General features: G+C 61.6%; 29 protein-coding genes. 17 read left to right on the top strand and 12 right to left on the bottom strand.

Annotated elements, in window-relative coordinates; genetic code table 11:
- The first annotated feature begins 27 nt into the window (after window positions 1-27).
- From OOZ53_RS09170 to OOZ53_RS09160, 3 genes are all read left to right on the top strand, one after another.
- Window positions 28-678: an arylesterase gene (locus tag OOZ53_RS09170; protein ID WP_271089146.1), complete on the top strand. Its 651-nt coding sequence runs from the start codon at window positions 28-30 to the stop codon at window positions 676-678.
- Window positions 679-826: 148 nt separating this feature from the next.
- Window positions 827-1,426, top strand: a complete 600-nt coding sequence (thpR, locus tag OOZ53_RS09165; RefSeq protein WP_271089145.1) for an RNA 2',3'-cyclic phosphodiesterase — start codon at window positions 827-829, stop codon at window positions 1,424-1,426.
- A gap of 19 nt (window positions 1,427-1,445) precedes the next feature.
- Window positions 1,446-1,877 (top strand): cupin domain-containing protein, encoded by a 432-nt coding sequence (locus tag OOZ53_RS09160; protein ID WP_271089144.1) that lies wholly within the window; start codon window positions 1,446-1,448, stop codon window positions 1,875-1,877.
- On the opposite strand, the gene OOZ53_RS09155 is transcribed toward OOZ53_RS09160, so the two are convergent.
- On the bottom strand, window positions 1,874-2,359 hold the full coding sequence (locus tag OOZ53_RS09155) for a low molecular weight protein-tyrosine-phosphatase (RefSeq protein ID WP_271089143.1): 486 nt from the start codon (window positions 2,357-2,359) through the stop codon (window positions 1,874-1,876). The genes OOZ53_RS09160 and OOZ53_RS09155 overlap by 4 nt on opposite strands.
- Window positions 2,360-2,383: 24 nt before the next feature.
- Here OOZ53_RS09155 and OOZ53_RS09150 point away from each other — a divergent pair, with 24 nt between their 5' ends.
- The 5 genes from OOZ53_RS09150 (at window position 2,384) to OOZ53_RS09130 (ending at window position 5,745) form a co-directional block, all read left to right on the top strand.
- On the top strand, window positions 2,384-2,686 hold the full coding sequence (locus OOZ53_RS09150) for a 4a-hydroxytetrahydrobiopterin dehydratase (RefSeq protein WP_271089142.1): 303 nt from the start codon (window positions 2,384-2,386) through the stop codon (window positions 2,684-2,686).
- 87 nt (window positions 2,687-2,773) lie between these two features.
- Window positions 2,774-3,166: a YkvA family protein gene (locus OOZ53_RS09145; RefSeq protein ID WP_271089141.1), complete on the top strand. Its 393-nt coding sequence runs from the start codon at window positions 2,774-2,776 to the stop codon at window positions 3,164-3,166.
- A 244-nt stretch (window positions 3,167-3,410) separates the two neighbouring features.
- Window positions 3,411-3,914 carry an invasion associated locus B family protein gene (locus OOZ53_RS09140; RefSeq protein ID WP_271089140.1) on the top strand — a complete coding sequence of 168 codons (504 nt, stop codon included), beginning with the start codon at window positions 3,411-3,413 and terminating at the stop codon, window positions 3,912-3,914.
- Window positions 3,915-4,047: 133 nt separating this feature from the next.
- A complete protein-coding gene (gene rlmN, locus OOZ53_RS09135) occupies window positions 4,048-5,289 on the top strand; it encodes a dual-specificity RNA methyltransferase RlmN (protein ID WP_271089139.1) in 1,242 nt (413 codons plus the stop codon).
- A 3-nt stretch (window positions 5,290-5,292) separates the two neighbouring features.
- Window positions 5,293-5,745 carry a hypothetical protein gene (locus tag OOZ53_RS09130; protein ID WP_271089138.1) on the top strand — a complete coding sequence of 151 codons (453 nt, stop codon included), beginning with the start codon at window positions 5,293-5,295 and terminating at the stop codon, window positions 5,743-5,745.
- Window positions 5,746-5,757: 12 nt separating this feature from the next.
- On the opposite strand, the gene OOZ53_RS09125 is transcribed toward OOZ53_RS09130, so the two are convergent.
- Both OOZ53_RS09125 and OOZ53_RS09120 read right to left on the bottom strand, forming a co-directional pair.
- Window positions 5,758-6,543 (bottom strand): FkbM family methyltransferase, encoded by a 786-nt coding sequence (locus OOZ53_RS09125; RefSeq protein ID WP_271089137.1) that lies wholly within the window; start codon window positions 6,541-6,543, stop codon window positions 5,758-5,760.
- Between the two features lie 30 nt (window positions 6,544-6,573).
- On the bottom strand, window positions 6,574-7,215 hold the full coding sequence (locus OOZ53_RS09120; RefSeq protein ID WP_271089136.1) for a LysE family translocator: 642 nt from the start codon (window positions 7,213-7,215) through the stop codon (window positions 6,574-6,576).
- 157 nt (window positions 7,216-7,372) lie between these two features.
- On the opposite strand from OOZ53_RS09120, the gene OOZ53_RS09115 reads away from it, so the two are divergent.
- The 4 genes from OOZ53_RS09115 to OOZ53_RS09100 all read left to right on the top strand — a co-directional run bounded on the left by OOZ53_RS09115 (window position 7,373) and on the right by OOZ53_RS09100 (window position 11,547).
- Window positions 7,373-8,590 carry an argininosuccinate synthase gene (locus tag OOZ53_RS09115; RefSeq protein WP_271089135.1) on the top strand — a complete coding sequence of 406 codons (1,218 nt, stop codon included), beginning with the start codon at window positions 7,373-7,375 and terminating at the stop codon, window positions 8,588-8,590.
- 117 nt (window positions 8,591-8,707) lie between these two features.
- Window positions 8,708-10,762: a M3 family metallopeptidase gene (locus OOZ53_RS09110; protein ID WP_271089134.1), complete on the top strand. Its 2,055-nt coding sequence runs from the start codon at window positions 8,708-8,710 to the stop codon at window positions 10,760-10,762.
- 134 nt (window positions 10,763-10,896) lie between these two features.
- Complete coding sequence (locus OOZ53_RS09105; RefSeq protein WP_271089133.1) at window positions 10,897-11,133, top strand: antitoxin; 237 nt, start codon at window positions 10,897-10,899, stop codon at window positions 11,131-11,133.
- Complete coding sequence (locus tag OOZ53_RS09100) at window positions 11,134-11,547, top strand: type II toxin-antitoxin system VapC family toxin (protein ID WP_271089132.1); 414 nt, start codon at window positions 11,134-11,136, stop codon at window positions 11,545-11,547.
- 97 nt (window positions 11,548-11,644) lie between these two features.
- On the opposite strand, the gene OOZ53_RS09095 is transcribed toward OOZ53_RS09100, so the two are convergent.
- The gene (locus tag OOZ53_RS09095) at window positions 11,645-13,234 is read right to left on the bottom strand and encodes a globin-coupled sensor protein (RefSeq protein ID WP_271089131.1); all 1,590 of its coding nucleotides are present in this window, start codon (window positions 13,232-13,234) and stop codon (window positions 11,645-11,647) included.
- A gap of 439 nt (window positions 13,235-13,673) precedes the next feature.
- Here OOZ53_RS09095 and typA point away from each other — a divergent pair, with 439 nt between their 5' ends.
- The 4 genes from typA to ppa all read left to right on the top strand — a co-directional run bounded on the left by typA (window position 13,674) and on the right by ppa (window position 18,157).
- Complete coding sequence (gene typA / locus OOZ53_RS09090) at window positions 13,674-15,497, top strand: translational GTPase TypA (protein WP_271089129.1); 1,824 nt, start codon at window positions 13,674-13,676, stop codon at window positions 15,495-15,497.
- 171 nt (window positions 15,498-15,668) lie between these two features.
- The gene (locus tag OOZ53_RS09085) at window positions 15,669-16,175 is read left to right on the top strand and encodes a GNAT family N-acetyltransferase (RefSeq protein ID WP_271089128.1); all 507 of its coding nucleotides are present in this window, start codon (window positions 15,669-15,671) and stop codon (window positions 16,173-16,175) included.
- Between the two features lie 184 nt (window positions 16,176-16,359).
- On the top strand, window positions 16,360-17,505 hold the full coding sequence (locus OOZ53_RS09080; RefSeq protein WP_271089127.1) for a hypothetical protein: 1,146 nt from the start codon (window positions 16,360-16,362) through the stop codon (window positions 17,503-17,505).
- A 127-nt stretch (window positions 17,506-17,632) separates the two neighbouring features.
- Window positions 17,633-18,157 carry an inorganic diphosphatase gene (gene ppa, locus OOZ53_RS09075; protein WP_271089126.1) on the top strand — a complete coding sequence of 175 codons (525 nt, stop codon included), beginning with the start codon at window positions 17,633-17,635 and terminating at the stop codon, window positions 18,155-18,157.
- Between the two features lie 5 nt (window positions 18,158-18,162).
- On the opposite strand, the gene OOZ53_RS09070 is transcribed toward ppa, so the two are convergent.
- From OOZ53_RS09070 to OOZ53_RS09055, 4 genes are all read right to left on the bottom strand, one after another.
- Window positions 18,163-19,470 carry a M23/M56 family metallopeptidase gene (locus OOZ53_RS09070; protein ID WP_271089125.1) on the bottom strand — a complete coding sequence of 436 codons (1,308 nt, stop codon included), beginning with the start codon at window positions 19,468-19,470 and terminating at the stop codon, window positions 18,163-18,165.
- Window positions 19,471-19,547: 77 nt separating this feature from the next.
- Complete coding sequence (locus OOZ53_RS09065; protein WP_271089124.1) at window positions 19,548-19,913, bottom strand: BlaI/MecI/CopY family transcriptional regulator; 366 nt, start codon at window positions 19,911-19,913, stop codon at window positions 19,548-19,550.
- 115 nt (window positions 19,914-20,028) lie between these two features.
- Window positions 20,029-20,352, bottom strand: a complete 324-nt coding sequence (locus OOZ53_RS09060) for a DUF167 family protein (RefSeq protein WP_425499125.1) — start codon at window positions 20,350-20,352, stop codon at window positions 20,029-20,031.
- Window positions 20,349-20,639, bottom strand: a complete 291-nt coding sequence (locus OOZ53_RS09055; protein WP_271089122.1) for a YggT family protein — start codon at window positions 20,637-20,639, stop codon at window positions 20,349-20,351. Before OOZ53_RS09055 ends, OOZ53_RS09060 begins: the two co-directional genes overlap by 4 nt.
- A gap of 152 nt (window positions 20,640-20,791) precedes the next feature.
- On the opposite strand from OOZ53_RS09055, the gene OOZ53_RS09050 reads away from it, so the two are divergent.
- Entirely contained in the window at window positions 20,792-22,048 is a 1,257-nt protein-coding gene (locus OOZ53_RS09050) for an MFS transporter (RefSeq protein ID WP_271089121.1), read from the top strand.
- Here OOZ53_RS09050 and OOZ53_RS09045 read toward each other — a convergent pair.
- The 4 genes from OOZ53_RS09045 to OOZ53_RS09030 form a co-directional block, all read right to left on the bottom strand.
- The gene (locus OOZ53_RS09045; protein WP_271089120.1) at window positions 22,034-22,801 is read right to left on the bottom strand and encodes a glutamine amidotransferase; all 768 of its coding nucleotides are present in this window, start codon (window positions 22,799-22,801) and stop codon (window positions 22,034-22,036) included. The two genes, OOZ53_RS09050 and OOZ53_RS09045, sit on opposite strands and share 15 nt — an antisense overlap.
- Entirely contained in the window at window positions 22,801-23,268 is a 468-nt protein-coding gene (locus OOZ53_RS09040) for a tellurite resistance TerB family protein (protein WP_271089119.1), read from the bottom strand. Before OOZ53_RS09040 ends, OOZ53_RS09045 begins: the two co-directional genes overlap by 1 nt.
- Before the next feature lie 78 nt (window positions 23,269-23,346).
- On the bottom strand, window positions 23,347-25,239 hold the full coding sequence (locus OOZ53_RS09035) for a heme biosynthesis protein HemY (protein WP_271089118.1): 1,893 nt from the start codon (window positions 25,237-25,239) through the stop codon (window positions 23,347-23,349).
- Window positions 25,236-26,792 (bottom strand): COG4223 family protein, encoded by a 1,557-nt coding sequence (locus OOZ53_RS09030; RefSeq protein WP_271089117.1) that lies wholly within the window; start codon window positions 26,790-26,792, stop codon window positions 25,236-25,238. Before OOZ53_RS09030 ends, OOZ53_RS09035 begins: the two co-directional genes overlap by 4 nt.
- Between the last annotated feature and the right edge of the window lie 66 nt (window positions 26,793-26,858).

Genomic DNA, 26,858 nt, shown 5'->3' with positions numbered 1-26,858 from the left:
ATGTTCAAAGGAAATAGGAAGCATCCTATGATAATTAAAGCGGCAATTCGAATTTTCGTCATATTTTGCGGCCTTGCGCTGTTTACCGCCGCCCCGGCGCGCGCCGATACGGTCAACATCGTCGGGCTCGGCGACAGCCTCATGGCCGGCTACGAACTGGATCCGTCCGACGCGTTTCCAACAAGGCTCGAAGCCGCGCTGCGCGAAAAAGGCTACGACGTGAAGATCGCCAATGCCGGCGTTTCCGGCGACACCTCGAGCGGCGGGCTTGCCAGGCTCGACTGGTCGGTTCCCGACGGAACCGACGCCGTTCTGCTTGAACTGGGCGCCAATGACGCATTGCGCGGCATCAGTCCGGAACAGACCCGCGCCAATATCGACGAGATCATCGGTCGGCTGAAAGACCGTGATATCGCTGTTCTTCTGGTGGGTATGCTGTCGCCTCCGAATATGGGGGACGACTACGCGCAAAAATTCAACAGCATCTATCCGGAGCTTTCCCAAGAGCACGGCATAGGCCTTTATCCGTTCTTCCTCGACGGCGTCGCCGCCCAGCCGAGCCTGGTTTTGAGCGACGGCATGCATCCCAATCCCAAGGGCGTGGAAATCATGGTCGACCGTTTTTTGCCTTTGGCGGAGGCGTTGATCGTTAATATATCTGACACAAACAGCAATTAAGCAACGAATGGTCTCGACGAAATCACGAATGATTCGTGCTACTTAAGCCAGATACCAGACGAAACGCCAAATAATGCGATAACGGGACTTGCTCAAACGGGGCACTCGTGATTCGCTGGATCCGTACATACGAATCGGGGAGGCTGCCATGCCGCGTTTGTTTGTTGCCCTCGAGATTCCGCGCGAAGCCGCACTCAGCCTGTCGCTCCTGCGTGGAGGCCTGCACGGCGCCCGATGGATCGATGTCGAAAACTATCACCTGACATTGCGGTTTATAGGCGATGTCGAAGCGCCGACGGCCGATGAGCTGCTCCATGCGCTCGACCGGGTGCGGCGGCATGAATTCTCCCTTTCGCTGGTCGGTATGGGCTCCTTCGGCTCGAAAAAGCCGCACTCGCTGTGGGCCGGTGTCTCGGCTTCACCCGATCTCATCGCCCTGCAATCGGAAATCGAACGGATTTGCCAGAGGCTGCGGCTGAGGCCCGATCCGCGCAAGTTCACGCCGCACGTTACCCTCGCGCGCCTGCGCGGCGCCCGTGTCGATGATGTGGTTTCTTATCTCTCCGCGCGCAGCAATTTCCACACCGATCCCTTTACCGTATCCCGGTTTGTCGTGCTTTCCTCGCGCGAATCCGTGGGCGGCGGGCCCTATGTGACGGAGGAAATCTATCCTCTGCTCGGCGAAATTACGCCGCAGCCGGCACTGCATGACGCGTCCGGCACGCCCGGCGGGATCCGCCAGCCATAGACCTTTTTGGAGTATCGCGATGTTCCCGCGTTTTATTGCCCTTACCGCCATTTTGGTCGGATTGGCTTCGGCCTCCCATGGCCATGATGCTCGGGACTACCAGCGCGTGGAACCGCTGCTCGATACCAAGACGACCGTGCTCGACCAGCCGCTTGCCTATCCGCAGCACGGCGACGCAAAAATACAATCGGCCATTGTCACCCTGTTGCCGGGCGAGGAAACCGGCACGCATTCGCACCCCTATCCGACCTATGGGTACATTCTGAGCGGCGAGCTGACCGTTGCCTATCCGGGCGGCATCGAGAAAGTCTACAGGCAGGGGGAAGCCGTCATGGATGCCGTGAACGAGCCGCATAATGGCCGCAACGACGGCTCGGTGCCGGTGCGCGTCCTCGTGGTGTTCATGGGCGTCGACGGCGAGGCCAATACGCACTTTCCGGACAAGGATTAACCGAGCCGCTTCAGGATTGACGAACACCCGTTCTCGAGCATCCGGTAGACGGTCTCGAACCCGTCCGCACCGCCATAATAGGGATCGGGAACATCGATCGGCTCGTCGAGCGCAAATTCCATGAAACGATGGGCCCCTGAGACGAACGGGTCCGGCGACCGCGATTTCAATGTCTCGAGGTTCGATGCGTCCATCGCCAGGATGAGGTCGAAGCGCTCGAAATCCGAAACCGCGAATTGCCGGGCGCGCTGGCCTGAAATGTCAACGCCATGCTCCGCGGCCTTCGCGACGGCGCGCGGATCCGGCGGATCACCCACATGCCATGCGCCCGTTCCCGCCGAGTCGATTGTCATTGTCCGGTCCAGCCCCGTTTGCTGCGCCAAAGACCGGAAAACGCCCTCGGCCATGGGCGAGCGACAGATATTGCCGAGGCAAACGAACAGGATGGACGATGTCTTGCCGACCGTTGTCGGTGGGGCCATAATTTCCCTCCGGGAGAAGTGACAATGAAAGCTATAGAGATCGATGCGACCGAGGCAAGGGAGCGTCTCAAGGAGTTGGGCGAGGGCTGGGCCATCAGCGAGGACGGCAAGTCCCTGCAGCGCGATTTCAAGTTCCGCAATTTCAACGAGGCGTTCGGCTTCATGGCGCGCAGCGCCCTGTCGGCGGAAAAGCTCAATCACCATCCCGACTGGTTCAATTGCTGGAACCGCGTGAATGTCAAGCTGACCACCCATGACAAGGGTGGCCTGACGGACCTGGATTTCCGGCTCGCCAAGGCCATGAACCGGGCATCTGCAGGCCTTTAGCGTGGCGGTGCAAAGCCGGCCGAACTTGAACAATCGCGTTCCGGCAACCATATTTCGGTTCTGACAGTCGCATCTGGAGGAGCGGCCATGGACGACGTCAAAATAGGCGAAATTCTGGAACCGGGCGACGAGGATACCCGGCAAGGGCGCGAGCGTCGCGTTCGCGACAAATTCTGGGCAACGGCGCGCCGCGCCGCGCGTCAGGTTCCTTTCATGGAGGACGTGGTTGCCGCCTATTACTGCGCTTTCGACCTCAACACCCCGCACCGCGTCCGCGGCATACTGCTGGCGGCCCTGGCCTATTTCGTATTGCCGCTGGACGGGCTTCCCGACTTTCTGGCCTTTGTAGGCTTCTCCGACGATGTCGCGGTTCTTGCCGCGGCGCTTGCCGCGATTCGCGCGCACATCACCCCGGCGCACTATGCCGCTGCGAGGGCCGCGCTTACCGAGGAGGGGGCCGGCGCAGCGTCCGAGGACTGAGTTTTCGCGGCATGGAGGCGATTTTCATCCGTTCGGTATATGCCGTATAGATCGGTCTGGGCTGCAGGATACCGCAACAAATCGGCCCTGCGCCTTGCAAAACTGGGCGTTTCGGCAATATTCGGTTCCTGCGTTGACGGTTTGGTAACCCAAATTTGCGCAAATTGAGTCAAATTGTTGCCAAACCAGCGTGTTCAAGGCATGGCCTTCTTTGAAGGCAGTGAAGACAACCGGTAGGTCTATTATGGTTTTGAAGAAATTCGTGCCCGCACTCGTTCTGTCGATCGTGATGGCCGGTGCCGCCATGGCGCAGTCGCCGACCCGCATCAGCCAGTTCAATGCCTGGGGCGCCTATTCCTACAACGCTCCGAACGGCAAGGTTTGCTACATCTTGTCATTGCCGACCCGCAAGGAGCCGAGCAATGTCAATCATGGCGATATCTTCTTCCTGATCTCGCAGCGCCCGGGCCAGAACATCAGCTATGAGCCGCAGGCGATGATGGGCTATCCGCTGAAAGAACAGTCGAAGGTCACCGTCACTGTCGACGGCAAGAACTACGTACTGTTCACAAAGGGCGATTCGGCCTGGGTCGAAAATGCCGCCGAGGAGCCGGCACTTGTCGCGGCCATGCGCGCCGGATCGACGATGACCGTCAAGGCAACGTCCCGCCGCGGCACCAACACGACATACACCTTCTCGCTCTCCGGCGTCACCGCGGCGCTCAACGAGATCCAGAACTGCCAGTAATCCTGGTTTCAGATCGTTGCATGATGGGCCGGCTTTGCGCCGGCCTTTTGCCGTTGTAGGTTAGCGAAAACAGGGTGACGCGCTTCTCATTAGGTGATAGGAGCGGCGCGCTGGAAACACACAAGAACCGCAAATGCCTGTAACCATCGATCTCAAGGACGCCGAGACCCGCGATGCGCTTGCCGCGCGTGCTGTATCCCGCGCGCCCGGTGAAAAGCCGTCGCTGATCGGCATGAGCCGGGAGGAAATGGGCGAGGCGTTGGGCGAAGCCGGCGTCAAGGACCGCCAGATCAAGATGCGCGTCCAGCAGTTGTGGCACTGGCTTTACGTGCGCGGCGTCTCGGATTTCGCACAGATGCTGAACGTATCGAAGGATCTGCGGGCAACCCTTGACGAGCGCTACACGATCGCCCGGCCGGAAATCGTCGATGAGCAGATCTCCGCCGACGGTACGCGCAAATGGCTGCTGCGCTTTCCTCCGCGCGGCGCCGGCAAGCCGGTCGAGATCGAAACCGTCTATATCCCCGAGGAAGGCCGCGGCACACTGTGCATATCGAGCCAGGTCGGCTGCACGCTCACCTGCTCCTTCTGCCACACCGGCACACAAAAGCTGGTGCGCAACCTCACCGCCGAGGAAATCCTGTCGCAGCTCCTGCTGGCCCGCGATCGGCTTGGAGATTTTCCGGACAAGGACACGCCGCAGGGCGCCATCGTTCCCGGTGAGGGCCGCAAGGTCTCCAACATCGTCATGATGGGCATGGGCGAGCCGCTTTACAATTTCGACAATGTCAAGAAAGCGCTGCTCATCGCCTCGGACAATGAGGGCCTGTCACTGTCGAGACGGCGCATAACGCTGTCGACATCGGGCGTCGTGCCGGAAATCTATCGCACCGGCGAGGAAATCGGCGTCATGCTGGCGATTTCGCTGCACGCCGTGCGCGACGAACTGCGGAACGAGCTCGTGCCGATCAACAAGAAATATCCGATCGAGACGCTGATGCAGGCATGCCGCGACTATCCGGGCCTGTCCAATGCAAGGCGCATCACCTTCGAATATGTCATGCTCAAGGGGGTCAATGACAGCCTCGAGGATGCCCGCGATCTCGTGCGCCTGCTGAAGGGTATTCCGGCCAAGATCAATCTCATTCCGTTCAACCCGTGGCCGGGCAGTGCCTACGAGTGCTCCGACTGGGAGCAGATCGAGGTCTTTGCCGATTTCATCAATCAGGCCGGCTATGCCTCGCCGATCAGAACCCCGCGCGGTCGCGATATCCTGGCCGCCTGCGGACAGCTCAAATCGGAATCGGAACGGCTTCGCAAGTCCGAACGGCTGGCGCTCGAAGCCATGATGATCGCAGGCCACGGCGAGGCCTGAGCCTTGGACCGTTATATCGGCTTCATCATCCGGCTCTGCGCGATCACCGCCGGCTTCATCGCCGCCGCCATCGTCGCCGGCACATCGCTTGCCCTTTTGACCCGCATCGTCACAATCCAGGAAGCCGGGCAGATTTCCGATGCCGGCTTCGGCGCCGGGCTTGCCGTGGCGGCATTCGCCCTCGCCAGCCTGACCGGCTACGTGGCATTCATCCCCTCTGTGGTCATCATCCTCTACAGCGAGTTTGCCAGGCGGCGCGACTGGCTCTTCTACGCGTTGTGCGGCGGCGCGATCGCCGCGGTTGCACCGTTGATTATGATCCTGATCGACAGCGGTACACGCACGGGCGGCAGCCAGTTCTTTTTCATGAGTATTGCCGCCGGAATGCTCGGCGGTATCGCCTACTGGATGGTGGCCGGCCGAAAGGCCGGCAACTGGCTTCCGAAACAGTTTTAGTGCGTATGCCCGTCAGTGCCGGACATACCAGTCATCCACGTTGGACCACTGCGTAAGTGTCCTGGTAAATCCGTTCGATGTTAAGAGCTCCCGGATCTTCTCCCGCTGCGGCATGAAATTGTGCTCGCACGTAATGACCCGCACGTCATGGCGGTCGAAATCAAAAGCGTCCAGGATCGCGAATTCGCTGCCTTCCGTATCGATCGAAAGGTAATCGATGCACCGGGGTGCGTCGTGCTGCTCCAGAAGATCGTTCAGTGAAACGGTCTCGACATTGTAGCGCGACCCCTCGCGCCGGACCGCCGCATGCATGTCCGCATCGACAAATCCGGTAAGCGTGGAATATTCCGCTTCCTCCGGCTCGCAGAATTCGAGCTCCAGGCCGGAACGGTCCCAGACGCAGCGCCGGTCAATGGCGCAATTCCGGTTCCTGTGCAGCGCCTCATGCCAGCTCCGCGCGGGCTCGGCAAGGATGCCGCGCCAGCCATAACGGGTCTCCAGCAGATACGTGTTGCTTATCTCGATACCGTCTGTCGCGCCGAATTCGACAAAATAACCCCCACGTTTCATGTTCAGTTCCGCCAGCACAAACAGATCCTGCAAATACTGGGATCGGGAGTGTTGAACGTCACTGACCGCCTCGGAGACATGACGGTGAATGTACCGGGTGGCAAACGCACCTTGGGCGCCGTTGTGGCTGTTCAGTGCCGAAAAAATGGCGCTGGCGTCTCTGGCGCTGGCGCCAAAATTGGCGATCGCCCGTTGCAGGGCCCTTATTTTCGTGCTCAGTCGGCTCAATTCGGCAATCCTGGTTGGCCGCCGTCGCCTCTATTTGCCTTCAGTCAGCAAAATGCGCACAGCGAAGACGGAAAAGACGCTGGCAAAAATATAGTCAAGCGACCGCATGATTCTTCGATTGCCCTTCAGCCAGCTTGAAAGCCTGTCCGCCGTGAAAATCATGCCGATCAGGATCGGAAAAGAAATGGCGTTGAAGAGCAGCCCGAGAAAGATCAGCTTGCCGCGTATATCGGGGTCGGCCGCCGAAACGAATTGCGGCAGGAACGTCATGAAGAAGATGATGATCTTGGGGTTCAACAAGTTAACCGCCAGCCCGTGGCTCCAGCTTGCAAGCAGCGGGCGCCGTCGCGGCGCCGTCTCGTTGAGCCGGAAGGTGGCGCCCTGCCTCAGGGCCTGCACCGCAAGCCAGAAGAGATAGGCGGCACCGCCGGTCTTCAGGATGGCAAAGGCGGTCGGCGAGGCGACGACAAGCGCGGAAACGCCGAACGCGACGAGTACCGTGTGCACCACGACACCGGTCATGGTGCCGGTTATGACGGCAATGGCCGCCGCCCGGCCCTCCGACAGCGCACGTCCCAGAAAAAGCGTCATATCGGGACCCGGCGTGATGGCGAGCACAAGGCCGGCGACGGAAAAGGCGAGAAGCACGGGAAGGTCTGGAATGAAATTCATAGCGCGCTGATCGCCTTATGTCCGATTGATTGCGGCCGGCACACGCTGTAAAGAGGCGCTGGCGGGCCTCGCGATCATAGCGGAACGGCACGCCGTTTCCAGCAACAATTCCAGCGGAACGGGAATCAGCCCGGCCGCAAATATGACGGACAAAATCATGAGCGCTCCGAAAGATGTGAAAAAGGTCGTCCTCGCCTATTCCGGCGGTCTGGACACATCCATCATTCTAAAATGGCTGCAGACCGAGCTGAATGCCGAGGTCGTTACCTTCACCGCCGATCTCGGCCAGGGCGACGAGCTGGAGCCGGCGCGCAAGAAAGCCGAAATGCTGGGCATCCGGGAGATCTATATCGAGGATCTGCGCGAGGAGTTCATGGCGGATTTCGTCTTCCCGATGTTCCGCGCGAACACCGTCTATGAGGGCGTCTACCTGCTCGGCACGTCGATCGCACGGCCGCTGATCTCCAAGCGGCTGATCGAGATCGCCCGCGAGACAGGCGCCGATGCGATCGCGCACGGCGCCACCGGCAAGGGCAACGACCAGGTGCGTTTCGAACTGTCCGCCTATGCGCTTAACCCGGATATCAAGATCATCGCGCCCTGGCGCGACTGGACACTCAAATCGCGGACCGAACTGATCGATTTCGCCGAAAAGCATCAGATCCCGATCCCCAAGGACAAGCGCGGCGAGGCGCCGTTCTCGGTGGACGCCAACATGCTGCACTCGTCATCGGAGGGCAAGGTGCTGGAAGACCCGTGGCAAGAGCCGCCGGCCTATGTCTATCAGCGCACGATCTCGCCGGAAGAAGCACCGGACACACCGACGAACATCGAGATCGAGTTCGAAAAGGGCGACGCGGTTGCCCTTGACGGCGAGCGCCTGTCGCCGGCGACCCTGTTCGCAAAGCTGAACGACTACGGCCGCGACAATGGCATCGGCCGCCTCGACCTGGTTGAGAACCGTTTCGTCGGCATGAAGTCGCGCGGGGTCTACGAAACGCCGGGCGGAACCATCCTCCTGGCCGCGCACCGCGCCATGGAATCGATCACGCTCGACCGCGGCGCCGCCCATCTGAAGGACGAATTGATGCCGCGCTATGCGGAACTGATCTACAACGGCTTCTGGTTCTCGCCCGAGCGCGAAATGCTGCAGGCGGCCATCGATCACAGCCAGCAGGATGTCGAGGGCAAAGTGCGCCTCAAGCTCTACAAAGGCAATGTGATCGTCACCGGCCGTGAATCGGAAAAAACGCTCTATTCTGATCAGCTCGTCACTTTCGAGGACGATCAGGGCGCCTATGATCAGAAGGACGCCGCCGGTTTCATCAAGCTCAATGCGCTGCGCCTGCGCACATTGGCGGCGCGCGGAAAATAACCGGCCGCCATTGCCCGACAGCAACGCCTCGGCAAACCCGCCGACCGGCCGGACCCTTGTATCCCGTCCGGCCGCCGCCTACATGCGTTGGCACTGTAAAATTAGGGGACCGCTGTGATGGCTGAAATCAACGCACGTGTCTTCGAGTGGAACGGGCCTCTCGGTCTGCCCGATTTCGCCGGCATCAATGATGACGATCTGGCGGACGCTTTCGAAGAAGCGCTCAAGCGCCACCGGTCGGAAATCGAGGCCATCGCTGCAAATCCGGAGCCCGCCGATTACGCCAACACGATTGTGGCGCTGGAAATCGCGGGGCAGGCGCTCAATCGTGTTTCGGCGCTTTTCTGGAACCGGGCCGGCGCCGACAGCAACGAAACGATCCAGGCGCTGGAACGGGAAATCGCGCCGAAGCTCGCCCGACACTATTCGGCGATCGCCATGAATGCGGGGCTATTTGCCCGCATCGACGCGCTTTGGCATGCACGCGATGCAAACAATGCCGGTTCCGAGGCGGCGCGCGTCCTTGAAAGGCACTGGAAGAATTTCGTCCGCGCCGGTGCGCGGCTGAACGAGGCCGATCAGGCCCGCCTCGCCGCCATCAACGAGGAACTGGCCGGCCTCGGCGCACGGTTCAGCCAGAATGTGCTTGCCGACGAGAAAGGCTGGTTCCTTGGCCTTTCATCGCAAGAGGATCTTGCCGGACTGCCGGACTTCCTGCGCGACGCCATGGCGGCCGCCGCGGCGGAACGCGACATGGCGGAACCCTACGCGGTGACCCTGTCGCGCTCGATCATCGAACCGTTCCTGACATTTTCCGAGCGCCGCGACCTGCGCGAACAGGCGTTTTCCGCCTGGATCTCGCGCGGCGACAATGGCGGCGAGACGGACAATGCGGCCAATGTCGCCCGCATCCTTGCCCTCCGCGACGAAAAGTCGAAACTGCTTGGATATGGCAGCTTTGCCGAGCTCAAGCTCGACGACACCATGGCCAAGACCCCCGACGCGGTGACCACTCTGCTGATGAAAGTCTGGGACCGCGCTCTCCTGCGGGCCCGCAAGGAAGAGGACGAGATCGCCGCGCTGATCGCCGAAGAGGGCCGCAACCACCCGGTGGCGCCCTGGGACTGGCGTCACTACGCCGAAAAACTGCGCACCCGCAAATTCGACTTCTCCGAAGCCGAACTGAAACCCTACCTGCAGCTCGAAAAGATCATAGAAGCCGCATTCGAGGTGGCAAACCGGCTGTTCGGCATCAGCGCCGTCGCGCGGCCGGATATCAGCGCGTATCATCCGGATGTGCGCGTCTACGAGATACGCGATGCCGGCGACAACACGAAAGGCCTGTTCCTCGGCGACTATTTCGCCCGGCCCAGCAAGCGCTCCGGCGCATGGATGAGCGGTTTCCGCTCGCAGCACCGGCTGGACGGCGGACAGATACCGATCGTCTACAACGTGATGAACTTCGCCAGGCCGCCGGCCAGCAAACCGGCGCTTTTGTCGCTCGACGATGCGCGGACCCTGTTCCACGAATTCGGTCACGCGCTGCACGGCCTGCTGTCGGATGTCGATCACCCGTCGGTCTCGGGCACATCCGTTTCGCGCGATTTCGTCGAACTGCCTTCGCAGCTCTTCGAGCACTGGCTGACGGTTCCGGAAATTCTGCGCCGTTTCGCGGTCCATCACGAGACCGATGCGGCGATCCCCCGGGACCTTCTCGACAAGGTGCTGGCGGCGCAGAAATTCAACGGCGGCTTCGCGGCGATCGAATATACCGCTTCGGCGCTGGTCGACATGGCCTTCCACACCGCCGGCCGGGTTGACGATCCCCTGGATTTCGAGGCCGAGACCCTCAACAGTCTCGGAATGCCGAAGGCCATCGTCATGCGGCACCGAACACCGCATTTTCTGCATGTCTTTTCCGGTGACGGCTACTCGGCCGGCTATTATTCCTACATGTGGTCCGAGGTCCTCGACGCCGATGCCTTCAGCGCCTTCGAGGAAACCGGCGACGTCTTCGACGACGGCACCGCATGGCGGCTGCACCGGCACATCTACGCCGCCGGTGGCAGCGTCGATCCGGAGGAGGCCTACAAGGCATTCCGTGGAAAAATGCCCGATACCGGTCCGATGCTGAAAAAGAAGGGGCTGGAGACCGCGGCCTCCAGCACCTGAAACAGATCGGTCAGCGCTCGAACTTCGCGTTCACCCCACAACTCACACGCTTGTGCCGCCGACGGGATCGGCCCCTCCAGCTTGAATCTTGACTGAAAAAGACATATGTTCCTTGTATATGTTGAGGAAAGCACATGAACGGAACTGCCCGAAAAGTCGCCCTGTTTCGCAACAACCGCAATCAGGCCGTTCGGATTCCAAAGGACCTGGAACTGCCTGGTGAAGAAGCCATCATCCGCAAGGAGGGCCAAAAACTCATCCTCGAGCCCGCCTCGACAGCCTCTTTGACAGGGCTTCTCAAAACGCTTGACCCGCTTGACGAAGGCTTACCCGCTATCGACGATCCCCGACCGGAAGGCGTCGACATCTAAGTGACATCTTACCTTCTGGACACCAACATACTTTCAGATCTGATCAGGAACCCGCAAGGGTCGGTACTGAGACACATCGAGGCCGTTGGTGAGGAAGCGATCGCCACGAACATCATCGTGGCCGCCGAACTGCGTTTTGGTGCGGCCAAAAAGGGCTCTGCGGCCCTGAAGGAGCGGGTCGACACGATCCTTTCCCGGCTGAACATCCTGCCCCTGGAGGAAGGGTTTGATGAGGTCTATGGGGAACTCCGTGCCGATCTTGAAATGAGGGGCACCCCGATCGGGGCCAATGATCTCCTGATCGCCGCACATGTTCGCCATCTCTGCGTCGAGCGCGATTGGGTGCTCGTAACCGCCAACCAGAAAGAGTTTGGCCGCGTCGACAGCCTGGTTCTGGAGAACTGGCTCAAGTGATGGGCTCGGTCATGTGCGCCCGCTATACGCGATAGCGGGCGCAGAAACTCTTGGAAAGATCACAAGTCCCAGGCCTCCAGCCCGTGACAGATCCGGTTCAGAATTCAGCCCAGCTTTCTTCGGCCTGAACGGTACCGCCGCCAGCAACACGCAACTTCGTTTGCCGCGAGGGAGCCGCTTCGGGCGCGGGCCTTTCATGACGGTCGCGCGTCACAACCTGTTGCGTCGTCCCGAGATTGAAGCGGCCAAGCATGGCCGACAGCGACAATGCATCCTTCTCCAGTTCATGGCTGACCGCTGTCGATTCCTCAACCATGGCCGCATTTTGCTGTGTGCCGGTATCGATTGAGGCAACCGCCTGATTGATTTCCTGAAGGCCGGAAGACTGCTCGCGGGCGATCTTGACGATCGTCGCGACATGCCCGTCGATCTCCTGTATCTGCGCGGCGATGGCGGTCAATGCTTCTCCGGCTTCGTTCACCAGCACCACGCCTGTCTTGACCTGCTCGCCTGACAGGGTGATGAGCTGCTTGATCTCCCTGGCCGCCGTTGCGGAACGCTGGGCAAGTTCACGCACTTCCTGCGCGACGACGGCAAACCCCCTGCCTGCCTCGCCCGCCCGGGCCGCTTCCACGCCCGCATTCAGCGCCAGGAGGTTGGTCTGGAAAGCAATGTCGTCGATGACACCGATAATGTCCGCGATGCGGCCGGAAGAGTTTTCTATCTCGGCCATCGCCGACACGGAATTATCGACGATAACCCCCGATTCCTCCGCCGAGGACCGCGTTTTCTCGACAAGCGCCCTTGCCTCTTCCGCCCGCGCCTCGGTCGATTTCACGGTCGCGGTGATTTCCTCCACCGCAGCGGCCGTCTCTTCGACGGACGCTGCTTGCTGCTCCGTGCGTTGCGACAGGGAATCCGATGACAGCCGGACTTCGTTGGAACTGTTCATGATCGACTCCGCATCGGTTCCGACCTGCTGCAGAGCCGTCATGAGCGCCTCCATCGAGATGTTGAAATCGCCCTTCAGCGTGTCGTATGCGGGTGGCACGCCGTCGGCGATTCGGTAGGACAGATCCTTCGCGGCAAGGCTCTCAAGCGCCTTGCCGAAGACACTGCACACCAGTTGCCGCTCCCCGTCAATCGCCTCGGCCTGCGCGTTCAGCTTTTCCTCTTCGCCAACCCTGGCGATGACGGAAAGGGTCAGATCCATGTCAAGGAAAACCGCCTTGACAAGACTGACGACCGCCTGGCGAAAGTCCTCGACGCCGGTCTTTCGCAAACCCGCAAGGCCACGCGGCCAGTAGGTATCGACGGCGTCCGACAGCAGCGCTTCGGTGACGATGGCATAGGCACCGACATACCATTTCGGATCAAGCCCGATCCGCGCATGCGCGGCTCCGATGCGTTCGACCTGAGACAGATAGGCATCGTCGAAGCAGCCGCTGGATATCCTCGACCAGTGTTCCGCCTGCGCCGACCGCGCATGAGCCATATGCGCTTCCGATGAGAAGAACGCACCGATCTCCGGCGTTTCACGGATTTTCCCGTACAACCGGTCGAGACCGGCTGGTAAAGCGCGCTCAATGACAGGTCCCATCTCCCTGATGCGCTCTATACTGCCGTCATCCAGCCCCATGAAATCCATGCGCGCCGCGATTTCCGATGTGTTTGTTGTATCCTGCATAATAAAGACCCCCGTTTTTGCCGGGGAGGCACAGCTGGCGACAGCGATCAGGAGGCAAACCGGTGACCGGAGACAGCCTCGAACATTTCGGATTGCAGAATGTCGCTGCGGTGCACTCCCCGCCACACTCATGGCAGAGGCGCGCCGTCATCGTCATGGGTTCAGCGAGCCGGAAAAGATATCGGATCATTCCGATATGTCTGGAAAAATAGTTGCAGTTCGTATTCTGAACCACAATCGTTACGTGTCTGTGTCTATTGCCGTCCGCCAGGCCATATCCGCTGCGACATATGGACGCCTGCCCGGGCGATCCTCACCGCCCCGGCCCGTCATGTCCCAGCCCCTTTCGCGCACGCACAAAACCCTGTATGAGCGCAGCAACAGAAAATGGCCGCGCCCGAATCCAGCATTGCGGGCGGCGAACTTCCGGGTAAACCACATGTCCCTGCGCAATATTGCGATTATCGCCCATGTCGACCATGGGAAAACGACGCTTGTCGACGAACTGCTCAAGCAATCCGGCGCATTCCGCGAAAACCAGCGGGTTGCCGAACGCATCATGGATTCCAACGAGCTTGAAAAAGAGCGCGGCATCACCATTCTCGCCAAGGCCACCTCGGTGGTCTGGAACGACGTGCGCATCAACATCGTCGATACGCCCGGCCACGCCGATTTCGGCGGTGAGGTCGAGCGCATTCTCAACATGGTGGACGGCGCGATCGTGCTCGTCGATGCGGCCGAGGGTCCGATGCCGCAGACGAAGTTCGTTGTCGGCAAGGCGCTGAAAGTCGGCCTGAGGCCGATCGTGGCGGTCAACAAGATCGACCGGCCGGACGCCCGCGCCGAGGAGGTGATCAACGAAGTGTTCGACCTGTTCGCGGCCCTCGATGCGGACGACGAACAGCTCGATTTCCCGATCCTTTATGGTTCTGGCCGCGACGGCTGGATGAATTACGACCCCGAAGGCCCGAAGGACACAGGCCTCGCACCGCTGTTCGATCTGGTCCTCAGCCACGTGCCGGAACCCGGCGTCGGCGAAGGCGATTTCCGGATGATCGGCACGATCCTTGAGGCAAACCCGTTTCTCGGCCGCATTATCACGGGCCGCATCCATTCCGGCAGCCTCAAGCCCAACCAGGCGATCAAGGTGATGGACCGGAACGGCGGCCTGCTGGAGCAGGGACGGGTCTCGAAGATCCTCGCGTTTCGCGGCATCGAGCGCCAGCCGATCGACGAAGGCCGCGCCGGCGATATTGTCGCCATTGCCGGCCTGTCGAAGGGAACGGTCGCCGATACCTTCTGCGCGCCGGAGGTGGATACGCCGCTGGAGGCGCAGCCGATCGATCCGCCGACGGTCACCATGTCCTTCATCGTCAACGATTCACCGCTCGCCGGAACCGAGGGCGACAAGGTCACCAGCCGGGTGATCCGCGACCGGCTCCTCAAGGAAGCCGAGGGCAATGTGGCATTGAAGATCGAGGAATCGGACGACAAGGATTCCTTCCACGTCTCCGGGCGCGGCGAACTGCAGCTTGCGGTCCTTATTGAAACCATGCGCCGTGAAGGCTTTGAACTCGCCGTCTCGCGGCCGCGCGTGGTCATGCGCAAGGACGCGGACGGAACGCTGCTCGAGCCCGTCGAGGAAGTCGTTATCGACGTCGATGACGAACATTCCGGCGTCGTCGTGCAGAAGATGTCGGAGCGCAAGGCGGAGATGATCGAACTGCGCCCGTCCGGCGGCAGCCGAGTCCGGCTGGTGTTCCACGCCCCGACCCGCGGCCTGATCGGCTACCAGTCGGAGCTGTTGACCGATACGCGCGGCACGGCGGTCATGAACCGGCTGTTCCACGGCTACCAGCCCTACAAGGGCGAGATCGGCGGCCGCACCAACGGCGTGCTGCTCGCCAATGAGCCGGGCGAAGCGGTTGCCTATGCGCTGTTCAACCTGGAGGACCGCGGTCCGATGGTCATCGATGCGGGCGAGAAGGTCTATGAAGGCATGATCGTCGGTATCCATACCCGTGACAACGACCTTGAGGTCAATGTGCTGAAAGGCAAGAAACTGACCAATATGCGGGCCGCCGGCAAGGACGAGGCGGTGAAGCTGACACCGCCGGTGAAGATGACGCTCGAGCGCGCGCTTTCCTGGATCCAGGACGACGAACTCGTTGAAGTGACGCCGAAATCCATCCGCCTGCGCAAACTCTATCTCGACCCGCACGAACGCAAGCGGTTCGAAAAAACCAGGGCAAATGTTGCCTGAAGTCCATAATCGGGTCCGGGCTGTCCGCTCTGCCCCGTAATGCGCTCTTGCGGGACGGTTTAACAATCCGTTAATCTGCGATTGTACCTGCTGGATTTACCTGTGGGTATGGGGCCGGCATGAGGCACGCGCCCCTTCGCGTATCTTGCCGGAACGGTTAGGATTTCAGTCATGACGACGCTGGTGGTGGATGTAAGACGTGCGGAACCGGATGACGCGGCAGCGATATCCGAGACCCATCGCGCCGCCTGGCAGCACGCCTATGCGGGTCTGATCCCCTTCCGCACGCTGATGTCCATGGTCGAACGTCGCGGGCACAGCTGGTGGCGGCGGGCCATTCGCGGCTCGACCAGCATTCTCGTTCTGGAAGTGGACGGTGCGATCGCCGGCTATGCGACCTTGGGCCTCAACCGGGCCCGCTCCCTGCCGCAGGAGGGCGAAATATACGAATTGTATCTGCGTCCGGAATACCAGGGTATTGGGCTCGGCAGCCGGTTGTTCAGCGAGGCAAGACGCCTGCTCGCTTCGCTTGGATGCAAGGGCATGGTCGTCTGGACACTGGAAGAGAACGACCGGGCCATCAATTTCTACCAGGCGCTGGGCGGCATCGACATCGCCGAAGGATCGGAGACCTTCGACCAGCGCCCGTTGAAGAAGATTGCTTTCGTCTGGCCATAGCGCCCCGTGGCGCCTGGGTCCGGACAATGGCTTGAATGACGGAAACTGCAGCCACGGTTCAAAACCGGCGGCGGCGATGACGGGGGGCATGACCAATTCCTGAGCGACGTGGCTGGCTGACTTTGCCTGGCTGCCGGTTTGTGCACCATTGCCAATGCGTTCCTGTGATGGGAGCGGGTGCTTGATGGGCATGTTCAAACGGCCGGGTGATCTTGTTGGTGGCGGACTTTTGCTGCTCTACACGGCAACCATCTGCGCCGTGGCGCTGGTCTATCCGACCGCGAACTGGGACCTGATCGCCTATGTCGCGACCGTTCTGGAGGGCGACGGCCTGCTCGGGCATGACATGCATGCGCAGACCTATGCCATCATCCGCAACAATGTGAGCGATGGCGAATTCCTGGTGCTCACCGCAGACCGTGCCTACCGCATTGCCCAGCATACCGATCCGGACGCTTTCATTTCCATGCTCGGCTTCTACAGGGTCAAGCTTCTCTACGTCGAATTTGCGCAGTTTCTGACCCAGGCGACGGATCCGGTGACGGCCTTGCGCTGGGTCTCGGCGATTTCCGCCGGGCTTTTCGGGTTGATGGCGCTGTCATGGCTTGCCGGTCAGCGCTGCCTCGCCGTCGCGCCCCTGGCCATCATCGCCATGATGGCGACCGGGTTCGGCGATCTGGCCCGTGTGGCGACGCCGGATCTGTTCTCCTCGGTCTTCCTCGTTGCCGGCGTTCTGCTGTACATCCAGGAACGCGGCCTGAGCGCCGGTATCGCCTTCGTGCTCGCCATCCTCGCCCGGCCGGATCATCTGGCGCTGGTCGGTGTTTTTGCCGTCATGTGCGTGGTGATCAGGCCGGTCAGCAAGGGCGTCATTCTCGGCTTCATTGCAGGTCTCGCAGCCTCGATCGCCATTTCGCGCATGAGCGGACATCCCGGCTGGTGGGTGCAGATGTGGTTCACCAATGTCGAATATGTTCCGACGCTGGAGGGTTTCGACCCTGCGTTTTCAGTGCTCGTCTATGCGAAAATCGTGGTCCAGACGGTTGTGCGCTCCTTGGTCGAGCAGCAATGGCCGGCCGTACTTCTGGCTGAGTTGTTCGTGCTTGCTCTGATGCTGCGCCGCAACTTCGCTTTCGAGCGGCGCGAAACGGTTGCCCTCGCCTCGCTCTTTGTGGCGATACCGGCCAAGTTCATTGTCTTCCCCTACTACGATACGCGTTTTTTCTTCGCCTATCTCGTCGCGATCGCCTTCATCCTAATCACCGTCTACGGCCGGCAGGCATCGCCTGTTTTCTTCTCGGCTCCGCCGCCCGCGCCACAGGAAGAGTAGGCCAGGATCGGGTCGCGCAAAGCCCCGGATCCAAACAATTCTTGCGTCGGCATTGAACCAAAGACATGTTGCGCTGCAGCGCACAAAAGGCTATTTCCGCCGCAGGCAATCGAAAGCAGGATCAGTCATGCGCATAGACGCGATCTCCATCGGCAACAATCCGCCGGATGACGTCAACGTCATCATCGAGGTTCCGCTCGGCGGGCAGCCCATCAAATACGAGATGGACAAGGAGGCCGGCACCCTCGTGGTCGACCGCTTCCTCTACACGCCCATGGCCTATCCCGGCAATTACGGCTTTGTCCCGCACACCCTGTCCGAGGACGGCGATCCGATCGACGTTCTGGTGTGCAACACCCGTCCGCTGATCCCCGGCTGCGTTATCAATGCGCGCCCCATCGGCGTGCTGATCATGGAGGACAATGCCGGCCAGGACGAGAAGATCATCGCCGTTCCGTCCTCCAGCCTGACCAAGCGCTACGAGAAGGTCGCAAATTTCGACGACATGCCCGAAATCACGCTGCAGCAGATCGAGCACTTTTTCGAGCACTACAAGGATCTCGAACCGGGCAAGTGGGTCAAGATCGGCGACTGGCAGGACGTCGACGTCGCCAAGCGCCTGATCGTCGAATCGATCGAGCGCGCCAAGTAGGTCCGCTAACGCCCGGGCCTTTTGAGGAACGGCCAGATGGTGGCGGGATCGACGCGCCGGCCATTTTTATAGGCCTCGATATGGATGTGCGATCGCTGCGATTGTAGCGTGCCGCGTACCATCGCGAAGTCATCGCCTACCGTCGCAAAGATGTCGCCCTCGTCGAGACGATCGCCTGTCTTGACCGAGTAACCTTCCAGATGCGTGAACCACACGACAAGGTCATCGTCGAATTCCAGCACCACCGCCCGCCCCCAGCGCGGGTTGCCCCGAAAGATCTCAGCTGCCTGCTTGACCACCGCCGCTCCCGGAGCGGCGATCGGCGTTCCCTTTTCAGCCCACACATCGACGCCCGTATGCCTGCGCATGTTCTTGCGTTCCACGCCATAGGCCGAGGTGATCCGTCCGCCCGAGATAAACCGGTCCAGCGTATCGACATTACCCGATGCGGTCGCAAGCGCCGTCGTGCTGCCGGCGGCGACCAGCAACCAGGCGGCGCAATGAACCAGCAGGCTGGCCGGTTTGCGCATCCTTTTTTCTGACTTGTTCAGTATGGCGCTGATGCGCATTTTGTCTCTCCTGATCTTGCGTGATGTAAAAAGGGTTGGCGCCTGTGCCGGCTTGGCATCGGAGAAGCTGCGCATGGCGGCGACGAGCGTACGGGCATAAAGCGAACGTTGTTGCTGCGTAGCGCCCAGCAAGGCATCCGCATCGGCGCGCAGCTCGCAGCACTGGCGCCATCGAGCCACGAGGTCGAGCAGGAACGGGTTGAACCAGAACAGGGCAGCCGTCACGGCCAGCACCGTTGTTACGGCCGGATCGCGGCGCCGCAGATGCGCCTCCTCATGGGCGATCACCAACGCCAGTTGCTGAGTGGACCAACGATCCGCCAGAGCATCGGGAATGACGATCCGGGCGCGGCGGCCGCCGACCGCAAATGGCGTTGTTCGGGCAGATGTCCTGCAGACCGGCCATTGCGAACCGCGCCAATCCAGCGCCGCTGCATTCTCCGACAGCGACCGCAGGGCCAGAACAGAGCGGCCAAGCGCCGCCAGCCGGATCCCGACGCCAGCCATATAGATCAAGGCGATGACGTCGCCGAAATGCGGCCCGGCGTGCACGGCATGGACAATGAAACGGTCCATTGACCCGGCAAATGCGCGCAGGCCCTGCTCAGCGCCAACGCTGGCCGGCGACGTGCTTTCGCTTCCGAAGGTCGGCAGGGTCCAGCCGGTAAGAATCAAGGCCGACGGCATGACAATCGCGAAGATCGCCGTCAGCAGCAGGCGCGGTGTTTCAGTCGGCAAACCCATTCGACGAGCCGGCACTACGACCAACAGCCAGACGACGAACCCCCAAAGGAGACTGAATAGCCCGAACTGGATGACTGTCACTTGCTATCCTCCTCGTCGAGAAACCGCTCAAGCTCCTCGAGTTCGGCTTGCGAAAGGATGCGGCTTCCTGTGAAGGAAGAGGTGGGCAGCGGGCCCTCGATCTCGAGCACGGAGCGCGCAAATTGCCGCGTCAGGCCTGCCAGCGTGGCGATCTTGCCGACACCGGCACTGTAGACCTTGACGCCGTGTTGCTCGGTCACGGTCACAAGGCCTTTTTCAATCATCCGCTCAAGGGTCTTGCGTGTCGAGGATAGCGACCAGCCGAGCTCGCCGGCGATTTGTTCATGCAACTCGCGGGCGCTCAGCGCCCGGTTTTTCCAGAGCGCTTTCAGCAACGGCAATTCACTCGGGGAGGGAGGCATGGATATCATCTCCTGTGGCAACCGTCACAAGTACGCGACAACTGTCACATGATGTCAATCCGGTTAAGGCACAACTTTTCTGAACGTCGGTTACATTGAAACTAAGTTGCTGTTATTATGTGGTATTTTTCCAAGCCAGAGAATCCGCTGCCCGCGCCAATCCATCCGGTTCGCCATTGATGTGCAAGGTCTTCAGGCGCGCGGTTTCACCCGAAACAATCCGGATTGCGCTTTTGGGAGTGCCGATTTGCCCGGCAACAAACGCGATCAGCGCCCGGTTGGCCTTGCCCTTTTCCGGCATGGCGCGCACCCGTATTTTGAGATATTTCCGACCGTCTGCACCCGTCTCCACGCCGTCCACCGCATCACGTGCGGCACCCGGTGTCAGGCGTATGACAAGCCGCAGGCCATCCGGTACCGTTTGGCGCCAGCCGGTCAGCTGACCATCGGGTAAATGCTCGTCCACAACAGGCGGCGGATGAAAAAGATGATGAGCAGAAGGATGATCGGGGAAATGTCGAGGCCGCCCAGATCCGGCAGGATCCGCCGGATCGGCCTGAGCGCCGGCTCCGTCGCCTTGTATAAGAACTCGCCGACCATTCCGACGAAGCGGTTGCCCGTATTGACGACATTGAAGGCGTAGAGCCACGAAAAGATCGCACTCAGGATGATGATCCAGGTATAGATGTTCAAGGCGAGGTCGATCGTCTGAAACAGGGCAATCATCGCGGTCTCCAGTCTTTATCTTCCGCTATGTAGCCATTGCGCCGCGTCCCGGCAAGCCCGCGGCGGCGCAAACCCCCTGAATTGCGGGCTATGCAAAATTTGTTAACACCTTATAACGGACGCCATGCCCGTTTCGCCTGACTGTGACCGCCATGCGGCATGACGAATCCGATGCCGCTGAACGCTTTGCGGCATTCCGGCACCGGTCCTTTACCCGCTACTGGATTGCGCGGTTCCTGTCCGCCTTTGGCATGCAGGTGATCAGTGTCGCGGTCGGCTGGCAGATCTATGATCTGACGCGCAACCCGTTTGATCTCGGTCTCATCGGCCTCGTCCAGTTCCTGCCCTCGCTGGTGCTCATTCTGGTTACGGGCGCTGTCGCCGACCGGTTCGGCCGGCGCATGATCATGGGCATCTGCGAGATCGTCGCCCTTTTCGCCGCCGCAGCACTGGTTTTCCTGACCTTGCGCGGATTGACGTCGCCGCTGCCGGTCTTCGCGGTGCTCCTTGTCATCGGCATCACCCGCGCCTTCTTCGCGCCGGCCTCCACATCGCTGGCGCCCAACCTCGTGCCGGAGGAGGACCTCGCCAACGCCATTGCCTGGAACTCGATGTCCTGGCAGGGCGCAACGATCCTCGGGCCGGTGGCCGGCGGCCTGCTTTACGGGATCGGCGCATCGGTGCCCTATTGGACGAGTGTCGTTCTCTTTTTCATCGGCGCCATCCTGATCTTCTCCATTCCAAGGCCCGAACAGCAGCGCGGCGTGCACAACCAGAGCTGGGAAACGCTATCGGCCGGGTTCCGCTACATCTGGCGCGAAAAGATCGTTCTCGGCGCCATCTCGCTCGACATGTTCGCCGTGCTGCTCGGCGGCGCGGTTGCGCTGATGCCGGTCTTTGCCCGCGACATTCTGGATCTCGGGCCCTGGGGGCTCGGCCTGCTGCGCGCGGCACCCGGTGTTGGAGCCGTGGCAATGGCGCTCTATCTCGCGGCGCATCCGTTCCGCAGCAGGGCCGGCGCGACCATGTTCGTTGCCGTCGGGATCTTCGGCGCGGCGACCACCGTCTTCGGCATGTCGACGATCGCCTGGGTTTCGATCGCGGCACTCGCCGTGATGGGCGCGGCGGACATGATTTCGGTCTATGTGCGCCAGACGCTGATCCAGCTCTGGACGCCGGACGCGTTGCGCGGCCGCGTCAGCGCGGTGAACATGGTCTTCATCGGCGCATCGAACGAATTGGGCGAATTTCGCGCCGGCGGCATGGCGGCGTTGATCGGCGCTGTTCCGGCGGTTGTTGTCGGCGGCATCGGCGCGATGGGCATCGCAGGCGTGTGGGCCATCCTGTTCCCGGCCCTGCGCAAAATCCAGAGATTGCGCAAGGTCGATCACGAATCACAGGCCGTTTAGAGCAACGGCCTCTGGCCGGTTCTTCTCGCCCGGAATCTCGCGCCCGAAGACACGTTCCAGGAACTCGGCCAGCCAGTATCGGAGCCTTGCGTCATGAACGAGACGGCCATTGAGATGGTCCCGTCCTGCCTGCGCGCCCGGCATGTCGAAACGGTGCGCGCCGCGCACCACCCAGCGATGCATCATCACCTGTGTCAGTTCGGCGTGGAATTGGATGCCCCAGGCATTTTCGCCATAGCGGAACGCCTGGTTCTCATAGTGATCGGCCGTCGCCAGCAGTTCGGCGCCCTGCGGCAGGCTGAAACCCTCGCGGTGGAAATGATAGACAATGTCGGGCCATGCCATGAGCGCCTCGCCCGCCGGGGTCGCCCGCATCGGATACCAGCCGATTTCCGTGAGGCCATCGGGATGCGCCGCGACGGTACCGCCGAGATGGCGGACCAGCATCTGGGCCCCAAGGCAAATTCCGAGATAAGGCTTGTTCTCGGCCAATGGCACCGCATGCCAGTCAATCTCGTTGCGCACGAAATCGTCTTCGTCATTGGCGCTCATCGGGCCGCCGAAAATCACCGCGCCGGCATGTTCGGCGAGTGTTTCAGGCAGCGGATCGCCAAGCACATGGCGGCGGATGTCCAGCTCGAACCCGGCCCTTTCCAGCATCTGCCCGACACGGCCGGGGCTGGACCCCTCCTGGTGCAGAACGATGAGAATTCGGTTCGGACCCTGACCTTCCTTTCCCGGATCATGAAGCATCAGGAACCGTCTCCGGAACCGAGCCGGGCGGCAACCCGCTGGCGCATGAGGACGCGGTCACGGTCGGACACGCCCAGAAGTTCGGCGACACGCCACACAACATTGTCCTCAAGCTCATGCCGGACACCGTCGGCATAGACGAGTTCCCACAAAAGCTCGATGAAGTTGACCCGCTGCTCTGCGTCGAGCGAGCGCTTCAGGACACTGGTGAAGGCGTAGAAATCGACCGACTCATCCTCGGCCTGCTTGCCCGCATCGACCAGTTTCTTCAGCTCGTCCTTGTGCACCCCATATTGCCGCTCGAGGAGCTGCTGCAGCTTTTCCCGCTCGACGGGCTCGGAAACACCGTCGGCATCGATGACATGAAAAAACAGCGCGGCCGCCGCGACGCGCGGATCGTCGCGCGCCAGCTCCGGCTTTTCCTCGCCGCCCAGCGACTGAATGAATTTCTGGAACTGATCAAACATGACTAGAGCAAATACCATCGCCGCGGCGCGCATGCAAAACAAACGCCGCACCGCGAACCTTGAAATGCTTCGGCCGGGTCAGAACAGGCGGAACCGGGACTTCGGCTCCTCCTCCTTTGCGCCCTCCTTGACGCCGGGATCATCCGGTGGCTTGGCAAGGAACGCTGCCTCGCGCGCCTTGTCCTTGTCCATACCGACGGCGTCGGTGACAATGTGGGTCTCGCCTTCGGCCGCCGCCTTCTCGACCGCGGGTTCCTTCTCCGCGCTTTCGATTTCGTCAGGTTTTCCGGTCGCCCCTGCGGCCGGCTCCTTCTGCTCGGGCTGGCCCTTCGGCTGATCGGGTTCCGGCTCCTCGGCCCTCGATTCCGGTGCCTTTGCCTCCGTCGTCTCGATCACCTCGGCGTCAATAACCTCTGGCGCTGGCTGCGCCGGCTCTTCCGGCTTTTCGTCCACCATTTCCCCGGATTGCGCTTCGGGCATCTGCGCCACCTCCGCAACCTCGGTCTCCTCTGCCTTGGCGTCCGGTTCCGCATGCGGCGCCGGTTCCACATCGATTACCGGTTCGCTCACGGCCGGCTCTTCTTCGATCCGAACCGCCTGTACGGCCACCGGCGGCAGTGATTTCAGGGCCTGTTCCACATGATCGCGCGAAGCATCCGCATCCTCGACGGGGCCGGCGATCTGCTCGACGGGCACCTTCCATTCGAATGCGTCCAGCTTGCCGGTCACCGGCGAGACGGGCGCCCAGTGATCGGCGACCACACCGTCCGCCGTCCAGGCCGCATCGCGCGGCGCGCGGACGGCCTGGGCGAGCCAGTGGCGCACACGTCCCTGATCGCCGGTCTCGGCTTCCTCGATATCGGCAAGCAGAAGGAATATGCCCTCGCTCGCGCGCACCCGCACGGCAGCTTCGGCCTTCTCGCGCGCCAGCTTGAATTCCTGCGCATCCAGCGCCGCCCGGGCGACGGCATAGAGCGACTCCACGTGGTTGCGCTTCAGGCTTTCGAGCTTCTGTGCCCGTTTCAGCCGGTCATGGGTGGAATCACCCGGCCGTGCCCGAATGAAGGTATCCGCCACATCCGGATGCGGAGCGTTGCGCCACATCTTTTCAAGAATGCGCGAGCCCTTGCGCAGGCTGTTTTCCCGGTAGAGCGCCTGGGCGGCGATCAGCGCCGCCGGCACCAGGTCGGGCGCCAGCCGGTTCGCTTCGACACCGTCGCTGCGGGAACCCGCGACGTCACCCTGCTCCAGCCTGTCCATCGCCCTCGCGGTCAGAAGCACCGCCTTCTTGCGGTCCGCCGAAGCCTTGTCGAGCACCCGGGCGGCACGCTGCTTCTCCAGCAGCCGGATGGCATCGTCCCAGGCACCTTCGGCCGAACGGAACCCGAGCGCGGCCTCGGCGGCCCAGGGCAGATGCGGCGCCTTTTCCGCTGCCTCTTCCGCATAATGGCGCGCGGCTTCATTGGCTCCCAGCCTGCGGGCCTCGAGATAAAGTCCGCGCAACCCCAGCTCCCTGGTCTCGGGGTCCTCGACCATCATCTCGAATTTCGTTCGGGCGTCGTCGTTCTTGCCTTCGATCAGCGCCGTCTGCGCATCGAGCAGATGAATCAGCGGCTCCTGATCGGAACTCAGCAGCCCCATCGTCCGCTGGGTCATCTTGCGCGCGGTCGCCGCATCCCCGGCGCCGGCGGCGATCAGCCCCGTCGAAAGCGCCTGGTAGCCGCGGTCGCGCTTGCGTGCGCGGAAATAGCGCGAGACGAGGTGCGGCGAAGCGATGATGCTTCGCAGAAGCCACCAGCCGATCATGATGGCCGCAATGAGGACAACGACCGCCGTGACCGCGACCATCAGGGACATCTCGATGCGTTGGCCCTGCCAGGTGATCACCAGGTCTCCAGGCCGATCGGCGAGCCAGGCAAAACCGAAGCCGAGCACCAGCACGATGGCGATGTAGATTAACAAGCGGATCATTCGGATTGGCCCCCGGTCTGCGTTGTGCCGGCGGCATTGTTATCGGGCTGCGCCGTTTCCGTCGGCAGGGCGGCATTGACCGTGCCGGATACGATCTTCTCCACCAGGATGCGTGCCGCCAGATCTTTCTCATAGGCGGATGACGCTGTCCGTGATGTTTCCGGCAGCGTTTTCCATTCATCGACGGCGCCCTGCAGGTCGCCATTGTTGAGCTTCGTTTCCATGCGCGCGACAATCGCCTCGACGCTGTCGCCGGCGACGTCGCCGACCGGGCGTACGCTGACGATGGAGCTGGCGCTGTTCATCAGCCGGTCGACCCAGCCGCTGTCCGATCCGCTGCCGGAGGCGGCATTGATGATCGTATTGGCCACTGTCGGAAACCCGCTTTGCAGCTCTGCGCGCGACGGAACACCGCTTGCGGCGAAATTGCGCAACTGATCGATCGCCGGGCTGTCGCCATCAACGCTGGCGAAGGCTTCGAGCTCGGCCATGAAGGAACCGCCCCGGTCGATCGCCGCCTTGAGATTGGCGGCGGCCAGCGCACGCGCCACCTTGATATCCTCGCGCGGCGCCGAAAGCGATGTCTCAATCGAAGACAGCCGCGTGTCGAGCGCCTGCATTGCCTCGTTCTGCTTGGCCTCGTCCGAACTGATCTTGCTGATAAGGCCGGTCACGGACTGCTGCAGGCTCTGCAGGCCGGCCTGTTGCTGCGATTGCGCGGTTTCGATCGCCGAAAGCTTCTGCGTCACATCGGACAAGGAGCCATCCTGTCCGCCGGAACCCAGCGATTCGACTTTCGCAGCAACGGACGAAACCTGTGTCTCCAGCGCCTTCACCGCCGAGCCATCGCCACCGCCGGATCCTGTCTCGAGCGCGCTGAGGCGGCTTTCAAGGTCCTGACCGAGCGATCCCGTGCCGTCCGCCACCTGTTTTTCCAATGCGGCGATGGATGATTTGAGTTCGTCGATCTGACCGGAAAGGCCGCCGCCCGACGCCGCCGATCCGCCGGGTGCGGGCAGGATGCCGCCCCATTGAAGACCGGCATAAAGCGCTATGGCGACAACGCCGCCGGCAAGGCCCGCGGCTCCGGTGCGAAAACCGCCGCCCGTCGATGCCGCCGCTTTGTCCTTCGCTACCGCCGCGCCGGTGTCAGTGGCTTTTGTGGCAGCGGCGGGCTTCTCGTCCGGACCTTTCTCGGTCTTCCTTTTCGCCGGTGCGGCGGCCGGCTCTGTCTTTGCGTCTGTCCCGCCCGACGCCGTCGCGCCGGACATGGCCTTCGCCGCGCGTTCGGCCTGTGCCGTGACCTTCTCGGCCCGGCCGAATTCCGGCGCGGGCTCGTCGCCTGTCTTTTCGGCGACCGCCTTGGCGCCCTTCGTACCCGTCTTTGGAACGGTTCCGCTCTTTTTGGCGGCTGTCGATTTGGCGCTCGCCGTTGTCTTTTTCTTATCGTCGGAGGTCGCTGTTTCTTCCTTCTTCACGGCCTCGGGTTCGAGATCGATGGTAACCGGTTTGCGGGTGGTACGCGAATGACGTGGCTTGCTGCCCTGTGCCATGAATAAGCCTCTCAGGAAGTCGGACTGTGCGGTTGCTGGGACGACGGGCTGTCGGAATCGAATTTA

Origin of the sequence: Allohoeflea poritis, from assembly GCF_027889715.1 — a bacterium.
In the GTDB taxonomy this organism is placed as follows: domain Bacteria; phylum Pseudomonadota; class Alphaproteobacteria; order Rhizobiales; family Rhizobiaceae; genus Hoeflea_A; species Hoeflea_A poritis.
This window is presented reverse-complemented; position numbering and strand designations above follow the sequence as displayed.